The sequence below is a fragment of the Streptomyces sp. NPDC020845 genome, assembly GCF_044334165.1.
Classification (GTDB): domain Bacteria; phylum Actinomycetota; class Actinomycetes; order Streptomycetales; family Streptomycetaceae; genus Streptomyces.
The window spans coordinates 266822-284550 of sequence record NZ_JBIRSJ010000012.1 but is presented as its reverse complement, the minus strand read 5'-3'; the positions used below and the strand labels follow the sequence as shown (position 1 = coordinate 284550).

Genomic DNA, 17729 nt, shown 5'->3' with positions numbered 1-17729 from the left:
GAAAGTGCACTACCGCGAACTGGGCCGAAGTGGACTGTCCGTGTCCGAGATCGGCTATGGCGCCTGGGGCATCGGAGAGTCCAACTGGGTGGGCGCCACCGAGGACGAATCCGTACGCGCCCTGCACCGCGCCATCGACCTCGGCGTGAACTTCATCGACACCGCGCGGGGCTACGGCGAGAGCGAGCGGATCGTCGGCCGGGTCGTCCGCGAGCGGGCGGGGGCCGGCGACGAGGTGTTCGTCGCGACCAAGGTTCCCCCGAAGAACCGCGTCTGGCCGGCCCCCGCCGGTCTGGACCCGGCCGAGACGTTCCCCGGCGCGCATATCCGCGAAAGCGTGGAGACCAGCCTGCGCACCAGCGGCCTGGACCACTTCGACGTCTTCCAGTTCCATGTCTGGAGCGATGAGTGGGTCGGCCGCGGCGACTGGCTGGAGACGATCGCCGAGCTGAAGCGGGAGGGCAAGATCCGCCTGTTCGGCGTCTCCATCAACGACCACGAGCCCGACAACGCCCTCGCGCTCGTCACGAGCGGCGCCGTCGACAGCGTGCAGGTCATCTACAACATCTTCGACCAGTCGCCCGCCGAAGCGCTGCTGCCGGCCTGTGCGGAGCACGGCGTCGGCGTCATCGTGCGAGTGGCCCTCGACGAGGGCGGCCTCACCGGCCGCATCACCGCCGGCGCCACGTTCCCCGAGGGCGACTTCCGCAACCGCTACTTCCGCGACGACCGCCCGGCCCAGGTCGAACAGCGGGTGTCCGCGATCGTCGCCGACCTCGGCATCACCCCCGACGAGATGGCCGAGACCGCGCTGCGGTTCGTCCTCAGCTCCCCGGCGGTGTCCACCGTCATCCCCGGTATGCGCACCGTACGCAACGTCGAACGCAACACGGCCCTGAGCGACGGCCGCCCGCTGACCGCCGACCAGCTGGCCACCCTCGCCAACCACCGCTGGCAGCGCAACTTCTACAGCTGAGCCGGGGCGCTAGCCGTCGGCCTGGGCCAGTGCTTCGATGAGACGTTTACGGACGACGTCCAGCGCGGAGATCTTCTCCTCCACGTCGGCGAGCCTCCGGGCGATGACCCGCGCGCTCGCGGGACAGACGGGACCGTCGACGATGTCTTGACCGAGACAGGGCAAGAAGGCACGGATGTCATTGGCGGTGAGGCCGAGCGAGAGCAACAGCTTGATGTTGCCCACCTGCCCGACAGCCGTCTCGTCGTACTCCCGGTAACCGTTCGGCGCTCGCTGGGGGTGGAGCAGACCCTGCTGTTCGTAGTAGCGCAGTGCCCGAACGGTGGTGCCGACCTCGTTCGCCAGTTCTCCGATCAGCATCGTTCCATCATCATCCAGCCGCGCTCAGCCCGCCGTCGACACGAATGACCGCACCGGTGAGGTAAGCGGCCTCGGGGCGCGTCGCGTTCACGATCCACCAGGCGATCTCCTTGGGCTGAGCGATCCGCCCGAGCGGGATTCGGGCCCGAAGCTCCTTGCCCGCCGAGGCGATCTGCTCGTCCGAGAAACCGGCATGGCTCAGCACCGGTGTCGCCGTTATCCCGGGGGCCACGGAAAGAACGCGAATGCCGCGCGGCGCGAGTTCGACAGCCCATGTGTGGGTCAGGAAGTCCAGAGCCACCTTCGTGGCCCCGTAGATCGAGTTGTTGGCCCAGCCGTAGTGGGGCGGGTTGGACGTAACGTTGACGACGGCGCCACCGGCCTCCAGGTGCGGCAGAGCATGCTGGGTGAGGAGCACCGGGGCGAGAAGGTTCGTGGCGAGCTGTTCCCCGGCGACCTTCCGGTCGATCGCACCGAGCGGGGCCGGACGAGTGATCGCGGCATTGTTGACCAGAACATCGATGCGGCTGCGGCCGAACGCTTCCACCGCGGCGGCGACGATATCGGCGGGGGCGTTCGGCTCGGCGAGGTCGGCCACGAACGTCCGGATGCGCGAGTGTTCTTTGGCCGTCTCGGCCAGGCTTTCGGCAGTCCGGCCGACGATGAGAACCTCGGCGCCCGCGGCGGCGAACTGCTGGGCCGTCGCACGACCGATCCCGGTGCCTCCTCCGGTGATGAGCACTGCCCGGCCGTGAAGGGTGTTTGTCTCGTCCATGCTTGCGACGCTAAGCCTTGACCCTGGCGTCAGGGTCAAGGACGGGTGTGGCCGCCCGCCAGTTACCAGGGCTGACCTGTGGCAGGGTTCAGCTCCGAGTCGTGTCGGCGCTGCTGCTCGCGCCAGTTGACGAACGACGCCTCCTTCGGCAGCGTCACGCTGATGGTCTCCTCCTGGAACTCGGCATCGCCGAGGAGCCGCCGAAGGAACTCGGCCATCCCGAAGGGGTGCACCTGGAAGGACGGACTGGTGTGCCGCCCGCACACCAGCACCGGCCACCGGTCCGGGTCCTCGTCCGTGGTCAGCCAGCAGTAGATGTCCGCGCCCGTGGTCACACCCCACGCCACGATGGACTCGGGGTCCACCTCGAAGTCGACCTCGTCCCCGCACATCTCCCAGGTCAGGCGGGCATTCTCGGTCTCCTCCCGCAGGCCCGACCCGTCCGTATACGTGCCGGGCCGTGGTGCCGGCAGCAGAATCACGATCTCCCCGCTGACCAGCCCCGGCCCGTACACCTCCATGAAGCGGACGTAGTCTGCGGGAAACCGTCTCCCCCAGATCCCCTCGACCTCGGCCCAGTCGATCCGCTCGTCCACGCCGTTCGCCACCGGTATGAGCGGCGCAAGCGCCGCCACCGAGTCGTTTCCGCCCACTGGCCTGCTCCTTCTTCTCTCCGAGTAGCCCAAACCTACGCGAACCGCGCTCAGCACCGGCAAGGGCTGTGGCGCTAGTGTTGCTGCCATGACGGGGGCGGATCAGGCAGGGGTTCCACGGGTGTCCGTCGACGTGCCTGACGTCGTCGTGGTGGACGGCCGGGCGCAGTCCTACAGCGGCAATGTCCATGAAGAGCTCAAGCTCGTGCTCGTGACCGGCTCCGGCTTCACCGTACGCAGGCGCGGCACGACCTTCCGGGCCGCGCCTGGCCAATTGGTCGTTCTCCACCCGGACGACGCGCATTCCGGGGAGCCGGACGATCCCGGATCGGCGCGCTGGCTCATCATGTGTGTGTCACCGTCCCTGATCGCCGAGGTCGCCGCGCCCGAGGCCGTGCGGTACGGGGATCCGGTGATCCGGGACGGCGGGCTGGCGGACCGCTTCCGGTCCGTACACGGCGCCCTCCACCAGCCTTCGGAACCACCCGGTTCGGCGCTGAGGCGGGAGACGGGGGTGCTGGAGTTCATCTCCGTTCTGGCGCGGCACTCGTACGGCGCCGAGGGCGGGAGGGACACGGGGCGGCGCGTGCCCGAGGTCGTGCGTGAGTACCTGCGGGCGAATCTGGCCCGCAACGTGACGCTGGACGAGCTCAGTGCGGTGTCGGACCTGAGCAAGTACCGGCTCGCACGCGCGTGCACGGCGTGGTTCGGTCTGCCGCCGCACAAGCTGCATCTGCGTCTCCGGCTCGATCGGGCCAGGGAACTGCTCCGGCGTGGCACAGGGATCGCCGAGGTCGCGTACGAGACGGGATTCCACGATCAATCCCATCTGACCCGTGTGTTCGCCGGGGCCTATGGGGTGACACCCGCCAGGTACCAGTCGACGTATCGGGGTACGGAGTGGGCCGGCTGGGCCGTGCGCTGACCCGGGGAGGGGCAAGAACGTGCAATACGGCGGGCGAGCACGACAGTTAGTTTCCTTCGCGACGCCAAATTGGCACGAGCGTGGGGATTGGTGATTGTGATGCGTTACCGACTGCTTGGCCGCACCGGGCTGCGGGTGTCCGAAGCTTTCCTGGGCACGATGACCTTCGGCGAAGAGTGGGGGTGGGGCGCCTCCGTCGAGGAGTGTCGCAAGATGTTCACCGCCTACGCGGAGGCGGGCGGGAACGTGATCGACACCGCCAACCGGTACACCGAGGGCAGCAGTGAGCGGATCGTCGGGGAGCTGCTGGGCTCCGACCGCGACCGCTTCGTGGTGTCCACGAAGTACACGCTGACGATGGACGGCACCGACCCCAACGCCAGCGGCAACCACCGCAAGAATCTGATCCGTTCGGTGGAGGCCAGCTTGCGGCGGCTGGGCACCGAGTACATCGATCTGCTGTGGGTGCACATCTGGGACCCCAATACCCCGATCGAGGAGACGATGCGGGCTCTCGACGATCTCGTGCGGGCGGGCAAGGTGCTGTATGTCGGGATCTCCGACGCGCCCGCGTGGCTGGTCTCGCGCGCCAACACCATCGCCGAGTTCCGGGGGTGGGCGCCCTTCGCCGGACTGCAGCTGCCTTACAGCCTGGTCAAGCGCGACATCGAGCGGGAGCTGCTGCCGATGGCCTCGGCTCTGGAACTGTCGGTGGCCGCGTGGTCGCCGCTGGCCGCCGGCGTGCTGTCGGGCAAGTTCACCCGCTCCGGCGCCGATGGTCCCTCCCGGGTCGACCGCTCCGCTGTCTCCGAACGCGACCTGACCATCGCACGCACGGTGGACGCCGTGGCCGACGAGCTCGGCGTGTCCTCCTCGCAGGTCGCCATCGCGTGGACGCGAGCGCACCGGCCCTGGATCCACCCCATCCTCGGCGCGCGCACCGTGGATCAGTTGACGGACAACCTCGCCGCGATCGACCTGGAACTGCCCGAAGAGGCGGTCAGCCGGCTGGACAAGGCCAGCGCGATCGAACTGGGCTTCCCCATGGAATTCATCCTGGACACCACGACCGACTTCGTCTACGGGGCCAGCGGAAAGCAGGTTGACGGCCGCCACGCAGGATGAACGGAAGACCGGCCGGGTTGAGTCTCCCGTAAGGGGAGACGCCAGGGTAGGAGCATGGACGGCGGCGCGCTTTACTCGATCGGTCAGCTGGCCCGGCGGACCGGGCTCACGGTGAAGACCATTCGGTTCTACTCCGATCGCGGGATCGTCGCGCCGACGGACCGCAGCCCGGCCGGATACCGGCTGTACGGCATCGACGCCGTCGCCCGCCTGGAGCTGGTGCGGACGTTGCGTGAGCTGGGGCTGGATCTGGCGACGGTTCGGAAGGTCGTGGACCGGGAGCTGTCGCTGGCGGAGGTCGCGGCGGCGCAAGCGGAGGCGCTGGCGGTGCAGATCCGTACGCTGCGGCTGCGGCGGGCGGTGCTGACGGCGGTGGCGGAGCGTGGGGCGAGCCCGGAGGAGATGGAGATCATGCATACATTGGCCAGGCTTTCCGACGGTGAGCGTCGGCGTCTGATCGGCGATTTCCTGGAAGCCGTGTTCGGTGGCCCGGACGGGAATCCGGAGTTCGCGGCGGCCAGGCGCTCGATGACGCCCGAGCTGCCCGAGAGTCCGGAAGCGGAGCAGGTACGGGCGTGGGTGGAGTTGGCGGAGCTGTCGCGTGACCCGGAGTTCCGGGCCGGGGTGCGGCGGGTGGCCGGGGAGCACTCGGCGGAGCGCGATGGCGTGGGGCCGCGCAGGGACATTGTCGCGGTGGTGCGGGACCGGGTCGGGCCGGTTGTGGCGGCCGGGGTCGAACCGGCCTCGCGGCAGGCCGACCCGGTTGTCGACGAGCTCGTGGGGCACTATGCGCGGATCGTCGGCCAACCGGACGGCGCCGCGCTGCGGCATCGGCTGCTGACCCGGCTGGAGAACGCCCACGACCCGCGCAGGGAGCGGTACGTGGAGCTGCTCGCGGTGATCAACGGCTGGCCGGCGCCGGAGAGCTTGGCGCCGGTGCTCGACTGGGCCGTGGCGGCCCTGCGGGCTCGGACATCGGACTCCCGGGCTGCCGCATCGATGAGCTGAGATGAGTTGAGGTGAGCTGGGCCGAGCCACGGGCGGGGCAGTACGCCCGCACCGCACCGTCCCGCACTTGTCCGGAGGGCCCCGCTCTCAGCGGTGGGGCGAGCGACGCGTGGCGTTCGGATCGCCGGACGGCGCCGTGTCCTCGTCCCGCCTGACCGCGGAGAGCTTGTCCGGGTTGGTGACGAGGTAGACGCTCGAGATCTGGTCGCCCTCCGGGGTCAGGTCCATGACCATCACGGCGTACGGGGCCTCGCCCGCGAAAATCACCGCCGAGGGATCGCCGTTGACACTCCGGTACTGGATGTCCAGACCCTGCGGGGGGCGGGAGGAATACCCGGTCAGCGTGCGGGCGACCTTCTCCCGGCCGTGGATCGGCCGCAGGGCCGACCGTGCCTTGCCTCCGCCGTCGGTCCACAAGGTCACCTCCGGTGCCAGGACCTCCATGAGGGCGCCGACATCGCCGCCGAGCGCCGCGGAGACGAATCGCTCGGTCGCCTGGCGCTGGACGCGTGGGTGGGCCTGGTAGCGGGGGCGGCGGGCGTGGACGTGCCCGCGGGCGCGGTGCGCGAGCTGGCGGACGGCGGACGGGCTGCGGTCCAGGATGTCCGCGATCTCGGGGTGGGCGTAGCCGAAGACCTCGTGGAGGACGAACACCGCCCGTTCCAAGGGGGTCAGGGTCTCCAGGACCACCAGCAGCGCCATCGACACGGTTTCGGCGCGCAGTGCTTGGTCGGCCGCGTCGGCGGTGTCCGCCGGGGTGTCGGCGGCGGTGTCGGTGACCAGGGGCTCGGGCAGCCACGGTCCGATGTAGGTCTCACGTCGGCGATTGATGCCGGCCCGTCGGGCGAGCGCGTGGTTCACCGCTATCCGCACCAGATAGGCGCGCGGATTGTCGATCTCCGCCATCGGCGAGTGGCGCCTTCTGCCCGCCCAGGACAGCCAGGTCTCCTGGAGTACGTCCTCGGTGTCGGCGACGCTGCCGAGCATGTTGTAGACGACGGAGAACAGCAGTTCTCGGTAGCTGACGAACACCCGCGTCGCGGTGTCCGCCGGGCTCTGTGCCGGGCTGTCGGACATGTCATGCCTCCTGTGCGCGCTCCCTGCTGAGAGGCGCCGCGCTGCCGGGAGTGTGACATCCGCCCGGCGCAATGTGGCCCAGGTCATATCGGAGCCCGGGATGTCACACTCGCCGCCGCCGGTGCCCTCTCGGGTGGCAAGACCATCGTCCGTGAGAGGGAGAAACAGGTGAAGCTCGTCATATTCGGGGCGAACGGACCGACCGGGCGGCAGGCCACCGAGCAGGCGATCGCCGAGGGCCACACGGTCACCGCCGTCACACGCCGGCCCGAGTCCTTCCCGCTGAGCGATCCGCGGCTGCGGGTGGTCGGTGCGGATGTGCTGGACCCCGTCGCGGTCGAGCGCACCGTGGCCGGGCAGGACGCGGTGATCTCGACGCTCGGGGTTCCCTACGGCCGGAGCCCTGTCACGGTGTATTCGGGGGGCATGACCCACATCACCCGGGCGATGACGGAACACGGCGTCCGCCGTCTGGTCTGCGTGAGCTCGACGGTGCTCTTCGAGACGGCGGCGCCCGGCGAGGGTTTCTTCTTCCGGAAGGTGCTCGAGCCCTTCATCGTGCGCTTCGTCGGGCGCACCGTGTACGACGACATGCGGCGGATGGAGGAGGTCGTGAGCGAAAGCGGGCACGAGTGGACGGTGATCCGCCCCGCGGGTCTCTTTGATGCGCATGCGGTGAGCGACTACCGGGTGTCCACCTCGCGCCTTCCCGGCCGTTTCACCTCGCGTGCCGACCTCGGAAACGCGTTGCTCCGCCAGGCGGTCGATGGCCACCAGGTGCGCGCTTTCATCGATGTGCGCACCACAGAAGGGGTTCCGAGCTTCCTCGACGTCATCCGGAAGGAAGCGTTCAGCGGTAAGAAGTAAGGTTTAGTGGGCCGGGCGGGCAGCACGCCCGCCCGGCCACTGGGACAGCTGTCAGTGCGTCACCGCACGTTGATGCCGCCCCAGGCGTTGTTGACCGCCTTGTACTCCGCGCTGGTCCCGCCGTACAGGGCCTTCGCCGCCTTGAGCGTCGCGGTGCGCGCCTTGGCGTAGTTGGTGGTGGAGGTCATGTACGTGGTGAGCGCCTTGTACCAGATCTTCTCGGCCTTGGCGCGGCCGATGCCCGTGACGGTGCGGCCGTCCTTGGTCGGGCTGTTGTAGGTCACGCCGTTGATGACCTTGCGGCCGCTGCCCTCGGAGAGCAGGTAGAAGAAGTGGTTGGCGGGCCCGGAGGTGAAGTGCGGGTCGTCCTGGGCGATGCTGCTGGACCAGTAGTCGTAGGACATACCGTCCTTGCTGGGCTTGTCCATGTAGCGCAGCGGGGTGCCGTCCCCGTTGATGTCGATCTTCTCGCCCATGAGGTAGTCGCCGGGGTCCTTCGGGTTCTTGGCGTAGAACTCGACGGCCGTGCCGAAGATGTCGGACGTGGCCTCGTTGAGGCCGCCCGCCTCGCCGCTGTACTCGAGCTTCGCGGTGGCGGCGGTGAGCCCGTGGCTCATCTCGTGGCCGGCGACGTCGAGCTGGGTGAGCGGCTTCTTGTCGCCTTCGCCGTCGCCGTACGTCATGCAGAAGCAGTCGTCGTCCCAGAAGGCGTTGACGTACTCGTTGCCGAAGTGGACGCGTGAGTAGGCGGCCTTGCCGTTGTTCTGGATGCCGTTGCGGCCCAGGACCTTCTTGTAGTAGTCCCAGGTCTTGGCCGCGCCGTAGTGGGCGTCGACGGCGGCGGTCTGCGCGATGGTCGGCTTGCCGTTGCCCCAGACGTCGTCGGCGTCCAGGAACTTCGACCCCTTGCCCTCTTCCTTGTGCTTGAGGTTGTACGTCATATGGCCGCCGCGCGCGGTGTCCTTGAGCAGGTACTGGGTGCCGCTCTTGGTGGTGCCGAGGGTGACCTTGCCGTTGTGCTGGCCGGTGCCGGTGCCGTTCTGGACGGCCTGGAACTGGTACAGCTTCTTGCCGGTGTCCGCGTCCGTGATGACGTGCAGCTTGCTGGGCGTGCCGTCGTCCTGGAAGCCGCCGACCACGGTCTCGTACGCGAGGACGGGCTTGCCACTGGCGGCCCAGATGACCTTCCGGGGGGTGGCGGAGGCGTCGGCCTTGTCGCCGGCCTCGGTCTTTGCCACCCCTACGGCGGTCCGCTCGGCAGCGGCCGGGGCAACGGCCGCCGTGGTGTCGGCCACCTTGATCTTGGCGTCGGTGGCCTTGGTGACCTCCTCGGTCTCGCCGTCGGCCGACTTGTGGACGATCAGGTCGCCGCCGAGGACGGGCAGTCCGTCGTAGGTGCGCTCGTAGCGGGTGTGGACGGTGCCGTCGGCGTCCTTGATGACGTCCCGTACGACCAGCTTCTCCTTGGCGCCGAGCCCGAGGGACCGGGCGGTGCCGGCCGTGGCGGCGTCGGCCTCGCGCAGCAACTCGGCGCGGACGGACGGGGAGAGGGCGAGGGACTGGGCGCCCTTCACGGTGGGCGGGGGCGGCGGGGTGGCCGCGCCCGCGGTGCCGGCCGCGATGAGGGCTCCGGCGAGCGTCGCCGCCCCCGCGGCGACGACGGTACGGGAGCGCTTGAACGCGGTGGTGCGGGAGGTGCGGGATATGCCGGAGGTGCGGGACGAGCCGGATCTGCCGGAGGTCGAGCCTTGCGTCACGTTGTCTCCTGTTGCTGTGGGGTGCCGGGTGCCGAAGGGGCTACCCGGCGGAACAAAGTGCGGAAACAGGACGGTGCCCGGGAACGGGACCCGGGCACCGTCTATGTGGTGCACTTCATTTGATGCGTTTTTACGGCTTGACGTTCACTCCGGCCCACGCCGAATTCACGCCCTTGTACTCGGCGCTGTCCGCCCCGTACAGGTCGGTCGCGGCCTTCAGCGTCGCCTCGCGCGCGGCGTGGTAGTCGGTGGTCGAGGTCATGTACGTGGTGAGCGCCTTGTACCAGATCTTCTCGGCCTTGTCGCGGCCGATGCCCTCGACCTTGGAGCCGTCGGCGGTCGGGCTGTCGTACTTGACGCCGTTCACCTCCTTGGCGCCGCTGCCCTCGGAGAGCAGGTAGAAGAAGTGGTTGGCGACGCCGGAGGAGTAGTGCACATCGACGTTGCCGACGCCGGAGTACCAGCTGTCCTTGGACGCGCCGTCCTTGCTGGGCTTGTCCATGTAGCGCAGCGGGGTGCCGTCGCCGTTGATGTCGATCTTCTCGCCGACCAGGTAGTCGCCCGGGTCGCTGGCGTTCTTCGCGTTGAACTCGACGGCCGCGGCGAAGATGTCCGAGGTGCCCTCGTTGAGGCCGCCCGACTCACCGCTGTAATTCAGGTTGGCGGTGGCCGAGGTGACGCCGTGGGACATCTCGTGGGCCGCGACGTCGATCGAGGTGAGCGGGGCCTTGTCGCCCTGGCCGTCGCCGTACGTCATGCAGAAGCAGCTGTCGTCCCAGAAGGCGTTGACGTAGTCGTGGCCGTAGTGCACCCGGGAGTACGCGCCCTTGCCGTCGCCCGCGATGCCGTCGCGGCCGTGCACGCTCTTGTAGTAGTCCCAGGTGAGGGCCGCGCCGTAGTGGGCGTCGACGGCCGCGGTCTGCGCGTCGTCGGGCTTTCCGGTGCCCCACTTGTCGTCGTCGTCCGTGAACGCCGAGCCCTCGCCGGACTCGCTGCCCTTGAGGTCGGTGGTGCGGTGGCCGCCGCGGTCGGCGTCGGTCAGGGTGTAGCCGCTGCCTTCCTTGGTGGTGCCGAGCTCCACCGAGCCGCTGTACTGGCTGGTGCCGCTGCCGGTCTCGATGCCCTGGTACTCGAAGAGCTTTGCGCCGGTGTTGGCGTCGGTGATGACGTGCAGCTGGTTGGGGGTGCCGTCCTTCTGTATGCCGCCGACGACGGTCTCGTACGCGAGGACGGGCTTGCCGGAGGCGGCCCAGATCACTTTGCGCGGGGCGCCGTCGGCCGCCGCCCGCCGGGCGTCGTCCGCCTGGGCGCGCCGCACTGCGGCCCGCTCGGCGGCGGCCGGGGCCACCTTGGCGGTCGTGGAGGGGACCGCGAGGGTGGCCTTGACGGCCCTGGTGACGCTCTTGATCTTGTTGTTCGCGGACTCGTGGACGATCAAGTCGCCGCCGAGGACGGGCAGTCCGTCGTAGGTGCGCTCGTAGCGGGTGTGGACGGTGCCGTCGGCGTCCCGTACGACGTCCTTGACGACCAGCTTCTCCTTGGCGCCGAGGCCCAGCGCCTTGGCGGTGTCGGCCTTGGCGGCGTTGGCGTCGCGCAGCAGCTCCGCGCGGGCCGAGGCGGAGAGCACGGTGGGGCGCGCGTCCGCCTTGGTGTCGGTGTTCGTGGTGGCGGCGCCGGCCTGGCCCGTGGTGACGCCGGTGGCCAGCAGGGCCGCTGCCGCGACCGCGGCACCGGTGGCGGCCGCCGTGCGGCGCTTCCTGCGGGCAGGGGAGTGGGCAGGGGAAACGGACATGTTCGAGGTCTTGCTCACGCGAACTCCTCATTGCTGTGGGGGGTCAGGTCCGGGCGGCGGGGAAGTGCCGCCCGGACCTGAACAAGAGGTACGGTGCGATCGCGTTGGGCAGACTGTCACACAAGGCGCGTACATGTCACGAGCTTTGGGGCAGGTAGGCGGCAAAATGTTCGTTTAATGTTGATCAATGTTCGCCATGCGGCTCCGCCGTGTGGCGACAGGTGCCGGAGTCGAGTTGTGCCCTGCGGGCCATAAGAGAGGCGCCGCCAGGGGGAGTCGGGTCACCCCTGGCGGCGCCTGCCCAGTGTCCGGACGGGTCAGCACCTCATCCGGATGTGCGCATCGTTCAGAACGTCAGCTTCCAGCTGTTGATGTAGCCGGTGTCCAGCGAGGCGACGTCCTGCACCCTCAGCTTCCAGGTGCCGACGGCCACCTCGGACGAGGCGTCCACGGTGTAGGTGGTCTTCACGTCGTCCGCCGAGTCCGAGGAGCTGGAGTTCTTCAGCCGGTACGCCGTACCGTCCGGTGCCACCAGGTCGATCACCAGGTCACCCCGCCAGCTGTGCACGATGTCCACGCCCACTTGGAGGTTGGACGGCGCGTTGCCGGCCCGGCTCACCGTGATCGAGGAGGTGACCGCGTCGCCCGCGTCCGGGATGGCGACGTCCGCGGTGTTCTCGAAGACGTTGCCGCCGGTGGTGTTCACGGTCCAGGTGAAGGAGAGGGTGGCCGACTTGCCGGTCGAGTCGGTCACGGTGACCGTCACGGTGCCGGAGCCGAGCGTGGTCGGGGTGCCGGAGATCAGGCCGGTCGAGGAGTCGATCGACAGCCCGGCGGGCAGCCCGGTGGCGGAGTAGGTGAGCGCGCCCGGGTTGGAGCTGGTCGCCGCGATCTGCAGGCTGACGGCCTGGTCGACGATGCTGGTCTGGTCGCCGGGCGCGGTGATGGAGACGCCCTCGACGATCCGGGACCCGACGTTCACCGCGGCCCAGGTGTTGGCCACCGTGTTGTACTCGGGGCTGGCCTGGCCGAAGAGCTCGCTCGCCGCCCACAGCGTGGCGTCCCGCGCCCCCGCGTAGTTGGTGTTGGAGGTCATGCGCTGGGTCAGCGCCTTGAACCAGATCTTCTCGGCGTTGGCCCGCCCGATGCCGGGGACCGGCAGGTTGTCGTAGGTCGGGCTGTCGTAGCTGACGCCGTTGATCACCTTGGCGCCGCTGCCCTCGGAGAGCAGGTAGAAGAAGTGGTTGGCGACGCCGGAGGAGTAGTGCACATCGACGTTGCCGACGCCGGAGTACCAGCTGTCCTTGGACGCGCCGTCCTTGCTGGGCTTGTCCATGTAGCGCAGCGGGGTGCCGTCGCCGTTGATGTCGATCTTCTCGCCGACCAGGTAGTCGCCGGGGTCGTTCGCGTTGTTGGCGTTGAACTCGACGGCGGCGGCGAAGATGTCCGAGGTGCCCTCGTTGAGGCCGCCCGACTCACCGCTGTAGGTGAGGTTGGCGGTCGCGGCGGTGACGCCGTGGGTCATCTCGTGGGCGGCGACGTCGATCGAGGTCAGCGGCTTGGCGTTGCCGGAGCCGTCGCCGTACGTCATGCAGAAGCAGGAGTCCTGCCAGAACGCGTTGACGTAGTTGCTGCTGTAGTGCACCCGGGAGTACGCCCCGACGCCATCGCCCCGGATACCGGTGCGGCCGTGGACGTCCTTGTAGTAGTCCCAGGTCAGCGCGGCGCCGTAGGCCGCGTCCACACCGGCGGTCGCGGCGTCGCCGGTCGTCCCGTTGCCCCAGACGTCGTCGGCGTCGGTGAAGAGCGTGCCCGTCCCCGAGGTGCCCCGGTTGAGGTTGTACGTCTTGTGGCCGCCGCGCCCGCCGTCGGTCAGGTTGTACGAGCCCGAGCTGCCCGACGTACCGAGGGTGACCTGCCCGCTGTACTGGCTGTTGCCGGTGCCCTCCTTGACGCCCTGGAACTCGAAGAGCTTGGCGCCGGAGTTCGCGTCGGTGATGACGTGCAGCTCGTTCGGCGTGCCGTCCTCCTGGAGGCCGCCGACGACCGTCTCGTACGCGAGCGTGGGCGTGCCCTTGGCCGCCCAGATCACCTTGCGCGGCGCCCGCTCGGCCTCCGTCTTGCGCGAACCCTGCGCGTTCGCCGCCTTCACCGCCGCCTTCTCGACCGTGGCGGGCGCGACGGCGGCGCTGGTGGAAGCGACCTTCACCTGCGCCTTGGTCGCCTTGGCGACCGACCGCACGGCGCCGCTCTTGGCCTCCTCGACGACCAAGTCGCCGCCGAGGACGGGCAGTCCGTCGTAGGTGCGCTCGTAGCGGGTGTGGACGGTGCCGTCGGCGTCCTTGGTGACGTCCTTGACGACCAGCTTCTCCTTGGCGCCGAGGCCGATTGTCCTGGCGGTGGCGGCCTTGGCGGCGTCGGCTTCCCGGATCAGCCCGGCGCGCTTGGCGGGGGAGAGAGCCACCGGCAGGGCGCCGGGGTCCGGCTTGGCGAAGACCGTGCCGGCGGCCGGGGCGGAGGTGCTCGGGGAGCCGTCCGGGCGGGCGGCGGCGGGGCCGGTCTGCATCCCGACGGCGAGCATGGCCGCCGCGGCGACCAGGGCGCCGCTCGCGACGGCGCGGCGACGGGATGCCTGGGGTCTGTGGGGTCTGTGGGGGCGTTCGGAGGTCGATCTCACACTGACTCCTTCTGCGCTGGCCGCGCGGTGGCGCGACCGGTTACGACCGGACGGCCGGGTGAGGCCGCCCGGGCATGACGGGGCAGAGCGCGTGGGGGGAAGGTGCGAAGGTGTGCATGCGGGTGCCGACGGTGTCGAAGCTCAGCCGCGAGCTGTGGGGGAGCTGTGCGCCGAACGAGGGAAGGGTGTCATCGGTGGACTAGTCCTGTCAGGAGCGCGACAAGAACTTGGCCGGAAAGCGTTCGTTGACAAACGGCCCGCGTTCGCATTTCGGATGGGGGCGGGTCCGTCCGTAGCATCGCTCCATGCCGACGCCTGTGAATCCCATCGACGAGCCGCCGCACTCGCTCGCCGACACCCGCGAGATGCTCGACGCCTATCTCGACTACTACCGGAGCGTCGTGCTCCATAAGCTCGACGGGCTCAGCGAGAGCGAGCTGCGCACCTCCCGACTGCCCTCCGGCTGGAGCCCGTTGGAACTGCTCCACCACCTCACCCACGTCGAACGGCGCTGGCTGCGCTGGGGTTTCCTGGGCGAGCCGGTGGAGTCGCCCTGGGGCGACCGGGGCCCCGACGACCGCTGGCACGTCCCCGACGACATGTCGCCGCAGGAGGTCCGGGCGCGGTTCGAGGAACAGTGCGCCTGGTCCCGGCGGGCCGTGGCGGACGTACCGCTCGACCGCCGGGCGCCCGTCGGCGGCCGTTTCGCCACGGAGGCCGAGGCCCCGACGCTCGGCTGGATCCTCTTCCACCTGCTCCAGGAGTACGCCCGGCACGCCGGACAGCTCGACGTCGTACGCGAGTTGACGGACGGCGCGGTCGGGGAGTGAGCCGCGGGGCGCGCGTGTATCAGGCCCGGCAGGCGGTTCGGGCGAGGCAGGGGCTCAGGGAGGCAGGGGCTCAGGCGGGGCTGTCGAACCGCGGGCGCTCGTCCAGCAGAGGGCTCAGGTCCGCGCCGGGGCTGAGCTCCGCAGGCGCCACGCCACGACGGAACAGGACGGCTCCGGCCGCGATCCCGCCGAGTGTCAGCCGGTCCGCGTCCCGGCGCAGCCAGGTGCCCTCGCGCAGCCCCACCACCGGCACGTCGTTCTCCTCCAGGAACTGCTCCAGCCGCGCGGCCCGTGTCTCGCCCATGTGGCCCAGGTCCGGCCGCGGGTCCAGGTAGTGCGGGTTGATCTGGAACGGCAGCAGGCCCAGGGCCTCGAAGCTGGGCGGCTGGACGATCGGCATGTCGTTGGTGGTACGCAGGGTGGGGCAGGCCATGTTGGTGCCCGCGCTCGACCCGATGTACGGCACACCGGCCGCCACCCGCTCGCGGATGGCCCGCACCAGGCCGTGCTCGTGCAGGGCCTTCAGCAGCCGGAAGCTGTTGCCGCCGCCCACGAACACCGCCTCCGCACCGCCGATCAGCCCGGCCGGGTCGGCGGCGGTGTGCGCGCCGGTCACTTCAAGGCCCAGGGGCTCAAGGGCCTTGGCCACCTGCGCGGTGTAGCCGTCGCGGTCGGCCAGGGCGTACGGCACGAACACCAGCCGCCGTACCCCGTCGAGCAGCGCGTCGATCTCCTCCCGCGCGTGGTCCAGATAGCCGCGCCTGGGGGCGGTGGAGTTGGACAGCAGCAGCAACCGCATGATGGATGGCCCTTCCTCGCATGGACAGAAAAATGTGATGTAGCCGCTCAGCGCCACACGTGTGACGCAGCCGCTCAGCGCCCGTCGTGGCGCGGCGGGACATGGCGCGGATGGGCCGGCGTCAGCAGCCTGCCCAGGTCCGCCGCGGCCTGCTGCAGCGGGCCGGCCAGTTCCTCCCGGCGGCCCCGCAACTCCTCGAGAGCCGCGGCCAGGGACAGCGTGCCCACGGGCCGCCGGCCGACGAGCACGGGAACCGCGAGCGCCGCGGTCTGCGGATCGTACTCGCCCTCGGAGTACGCGTAGCCGAGGCGCCGCACCTCGGCGAACCGCTCCTCCAGCCGCACCGGATCGGTCAGCGTGTTCTCGCTGAACCGTGCCATCGGGCGGCCGTACAGTAGGACGGCCCGATCGCCGGGCGGCAGCATACCGAAGTAGGCGCGGGAGGTGGCTCCGGCGTGGGCCGGGTAGAGCTCGCCCGCCAGGGCGTAGTACCGCAGCGGCCCGGTCGCCCCGTCCGCGGCGGCGACACAGCGCATATGGACGCCGTCCGGCACCGCGAACAGCGCGCCGACCCCGACCGCCTCGGCGAGCGCCTCCAGCGTGGGCCGCACCAGGCTGGCCATGCCGCCGCCGCGCTCCCACACCCGTGACAGATGCCACACCGCCGGGCCCAGCCGGTAGCGGCGGGTGCGCTGGTCGGAGACCAGGAAGCCGCGGTACGCCAGCGCGGCCAGCAGCCGCTGCGCTACCGACTTGTCCAGGCCGAACTCCGCGGCGATCTCGGTGACGCCCCACTCCGGGCGCTCCCGGTCGAAGGACAGCAGGACATTGAGGACGCGATCCGCGGTCTGCAGCGGTGGCGTGCCGGTTACGGGTGACTGCTCGGGCATGACGGAAGAATAAACATTCCCGCATATCGAGAAAACATTGCGCTCGGCGGGACGGTCGGCTGACTCTGGGGCGACCGGAATCCGGGCCTCCCCATCGCCGCTCGCCCGGACCGGCTGCCTGATCGCGTCACCCGCGACAGCCGCAATACCGGCAACGTCGGCAACACCGGCATCGTCAACAACGCCAGCAACACAAGCAACGCCAGCAACACCCGCAACCTCGTTCGTCCTGAGAGGCACCCGTGCTCAAACACGTCCTTGAGATCATCGAACTCCTCGACCGCCCGCAGACCAGCGGGAAACTGCTCGCCGACCACCTGCGCGCCGTCCAGGCCGCCGCCGGTGCCGACCTGGCCACCGCGCCGCGGATCGAGGTGCGCACGGTTGAGGGCGACAAGGGCAGCACGGACTTCGTCACCGTCACGGTCCCCGGCCGCCGCGGCCGGCTCAGCGGTGGCGACGCGCCGACCCTCGGCATCCTCGGTCGGCTCGGCGGCGTCGGCGCCCGCCCGGAGCGGATCGGGCTGGTCTCCGACGCCGACGGGGCGGTCGCGGCGCTGTCCGCCGCCGCGAAGCTGCTGGACATGCACGCCCGCGGCGACGTCCTGGACGGCGATGTGACGCTCTCCACCCATGTGTGCGGGTGGGCCCCCACCCAGCCGCACGACCCGGTGCCCTTCATGGACTCCCCGGTGGACACCCTGGTGTGCAACCGTGAGGAGATCTCCCCCGCGATGGACGCCGTCGTCTCCATCGACACCACCAAGGGAAACCGGCTGCTCAACCACCGCGGCCTCGCCCTGTCGCCGACGGTCCGCGAGGGCTGGATCCTGCGGGTCAGCGAGGATCTGGTGTCCATCCTGGAGACCGTCACCGGGGAGCCCGCGCGTGTGCTGCCCATCACCACGCAGGACATCACCCCGTACGGCAACGGGGTGCACCACCTCAACTCCATCCTCCAGCCCGCCGTCGCCACCGAGGCCCCCGTCGTCGGCCTCGCCATCACCGCCGCGACCGCCGTGGCCGGCTGCGCCACCGGCGCCAGCCACGAGACCGACATCGCGGCCGCCGCCCGGTTCGCGATCGAGACCGCCAAGGAGTTCGGCCGCGGAGCCGCGCGCTTCCTCGACGACGAGGAGTTCGCGCGCCTGGTCGAGCTGTACGGCCCCATGACCCATCTGCAGGCGCCCGTCCCCGTGCAGTGATTCCCCGCGCCCA

The 17729-nt window shown here is 70.0% G+C and carries 16 protein-coding genes; 7 read left to right on the top strand and 9 right to left on the bottom strand.

From position 1 onward, the window contains the following. Positions 1 to 4 precede the first annotated feature (4 nt). On the top strand, positions 5 to 976 hold the full coding sequence (locus ACH4U7_RS31825; RefSeq protein WP_398531229.1) for an aldo/keto reductase: 972 nt from the start codon (positions 5 to 7) through the stop codon (positions 974 to 976). A gap of 9 nt (positions 977 to 985) precedes the next feature. On the opposite strand, the gene ACH4U7_RS31820 is transcribed toward ACH4U7_RS31825, so the two are convergent. The 3 genes from ACH4U7_RS31820 to ACH4U7_RS31810 all read right to left on the bottom strand — a co-directional run bounded on the left by ACH4U7_RS31820 (position 986) and on the right by ACH4U7_RS31810 (position 2764). Continuing rightward, positions 986 to 1336, bottom strand: a complete 351-nt coding sequence (locus ACH4U7_RS31820) for a MerR family transcriptional regulator (RefSeq protein WP_398531228.1) — start codon at positions 1334 to 1336, stop codon at positions 986 to 988. Between the two features lie 10 nt (positions 1337 to 1346). Further along, positions 1347 to 2078, bottom strand: a complete 732-nt coding sequence (locus ACH4U7_RS31815; protein WP_398531227.1) for an SDR family NAD(P)-dependent oxidoreductase — start codon at positions 2076 to 2078, stop codon at positions 1347 to 1349. 95 nt (positions 2079 to 2173) lie between these two features. Continuing rightward, positions 2174 to 2764, bottom strand: coding sequence for an SMI1/KNR4 family protein (locus ACH4U7_RS31810; protein WP_398531226.1), 591 nt, complete (start codon positions 2762 to 2764; stop codon positions 2174 to 2176). Between the two features lie 121 nt (positions 2765 to 2885). Here ACH4U7_RS31810 and ACH4U7_RS31805 point away from each other — a divergent pair, with 121 nt between their 5' ends. From ACH4U7_RS31805 to ACH4U7_RS31795, 3 genes are all read left to right on the top strand, one after another. Next, on the top strand, positions 2886 to 3689 hold the full coding sequence (locus tag ACH4U7_RS31805) for a helix-turn-helix domain-containing protein (protein WP_398531225.1): 804 nt from the start codon (positions 2886 to 2888) through the stop codon (positions 3687 to 3689). A gap of 99 nt (positions 3690 to 3788) precedes the next feature. After that, positions 3789 to 4814, top strand: coding sequence for an aldo/keto reductase (locus ACH4U7_RS31800; protein WP_398531224.1), 1026 nt, complete (start codon positions 3789 to 3791; stop codon positions 4812 to 4814). 54 nt (positions 4815 to 4868) lie between these two features. Beyond that, positions 4869 to 5822: a MerR family transcriptional regulator gene (locus ACH4U7_RS31795; protein WP_398531223.1), complete on the top strand. Its 954-nt coding sequence runs from the start codon at positions 4869 to 4871 to the stop codon at positions 5820 to 5822. Positions 5823 to 5909: 87 nt separating this feature from the next. On the opposite strand, the gene sigJ is transcribed toward ACH4U7_RS31795, so the two are convergent. Next, a complete protein-coding gene (sigJ, locus tag ACH4U7_RS31790) occupies positions 5910 to 6899 on the bottom strand; it encodes an RNA polymerase sigma factor SigJ (protein WP_398531222.1) in 990 nt (329 codons plus the stop codon). A 168-nt stretch (positions 6900 to 7067) separates the two neighbouring features. Between sigJ and ACH4U7_RS31785 the strand changes: the two genes are divergently transcribed. Continuing rightward, on the top strand, positions 7068 to 7766 hold the full coding sequence (locus tag ACH4U7_RS31785; RefSeq protein ID WP_398531221.1) for an NAD(P)-dependent oxidoreductase: 699 nt from the start codon (positions 7068 to 7070) through the stop codon (positions 7764 to 7766). A 59-nt stretch (positions 7767 to 7825) separates the two neighbouring features. Here ACH4U7_RS31785 and ACH4U7_RS31780 read toward each other — a convergent pair whose 3' ends face one another. From ACH4U7_RS31780 to ACH4U7_RS31770, 3 genes are all read right to left on the bottom strand, one after another. Continuing rightward, on the bottom strand, positions 7826 to 9523 hold the full coding sequence (locus ACH4U7_RS31780; RefSeq protein ID WP_398531220.1) for a M4 family metallopeptidase: 1698 nt from the start codon (positions 9521 to 9523) through the stop codon (positions 7826 to 7828). Between the two features lie 130 nt (positions 9524 to 9653). Continuing rightward, positions 9654 to 11333, bottom strand: coding sequence for a M4 family metallopeptidase (locus ACH4U7_RS31775; RefSeq protein ID WP_398531219.1), 1680 nt, complete (start codon positions 11331 to 11333; stop codon positions 9654 to 9656). 328 nt (positions 11334 to 11661) lie between these two features. Next, the gene (locus tag ACH4U7_RS31770) at positions 11662 to 13896 is read right to left on the bottom strand and encodes a M4 family metallopeptidase (protein WP_398531338.1); all 2235 of its coding nucleotides are present in this window, start codon (positions 13894 to 13896) and stop codon (positions 11662 to 11664) included. A gap of 401 nt (positions 13897 to 14297) precedes the next feature. Between ACH4U7_RS31770 and ACH4U7_RS31765 the strand changes: the two genes are divergently transcribed. Then, entirely contained in the window at positions 14298 to 14822 is a 525-nt protein-coding gene (locus tag ACH4U7_RS31765; protein ID WP_398531218.1) for a DinB family protein, read from the top strand. 70 nt (positions 14823 to 14892) lie between these two features. On the opposite strand, the gene pepE is transcribed toward ACH4U7_RS31765, so the two are convergent. Further along, positions 14893 to 15621 (bottom strand): dipeptidase PepE, encoded by a 729-nt coding sequence (pepE, locus tag ACH4U7_RS31760; RefSeq protein ID WP_398531217.1) that lies wholly within the window; start codon positions 15619 to 15621, stop codon positions 14893 to 14895. Between the two features lie 74 nt (positions 15622 to 15695). Next, positions 15696 to 16511: an IclR family transcriptional regulator gene (locus ACH4U7_RS31755; protein WP_398531216.1), complete on the bottom strand. Its 816-nt coding sequence runs from the start codon at positions 16509 to 16511 to the stop codon at positions 15696 to 15698. A 242-nt stretch (positions 16512 to 16753) separates the two neighbouring features. On the opposite strand from ACH4U7_RS31755, the gene ACH4U7_RS31750 reads away from it, so the two are divergent. Further along, positions 16754 to 17716, top strand: a complete 963-nt coding sequence (locus tag ACH4U7_RS31750) for a DUF1177 domain-containing protein (protein WP_398531215.1) — start codon at positions 16754 to 16756, stop codon at positions 17714 to 17716. Positions 17717 to 17729: the final 13 nt, after the last annotated feature.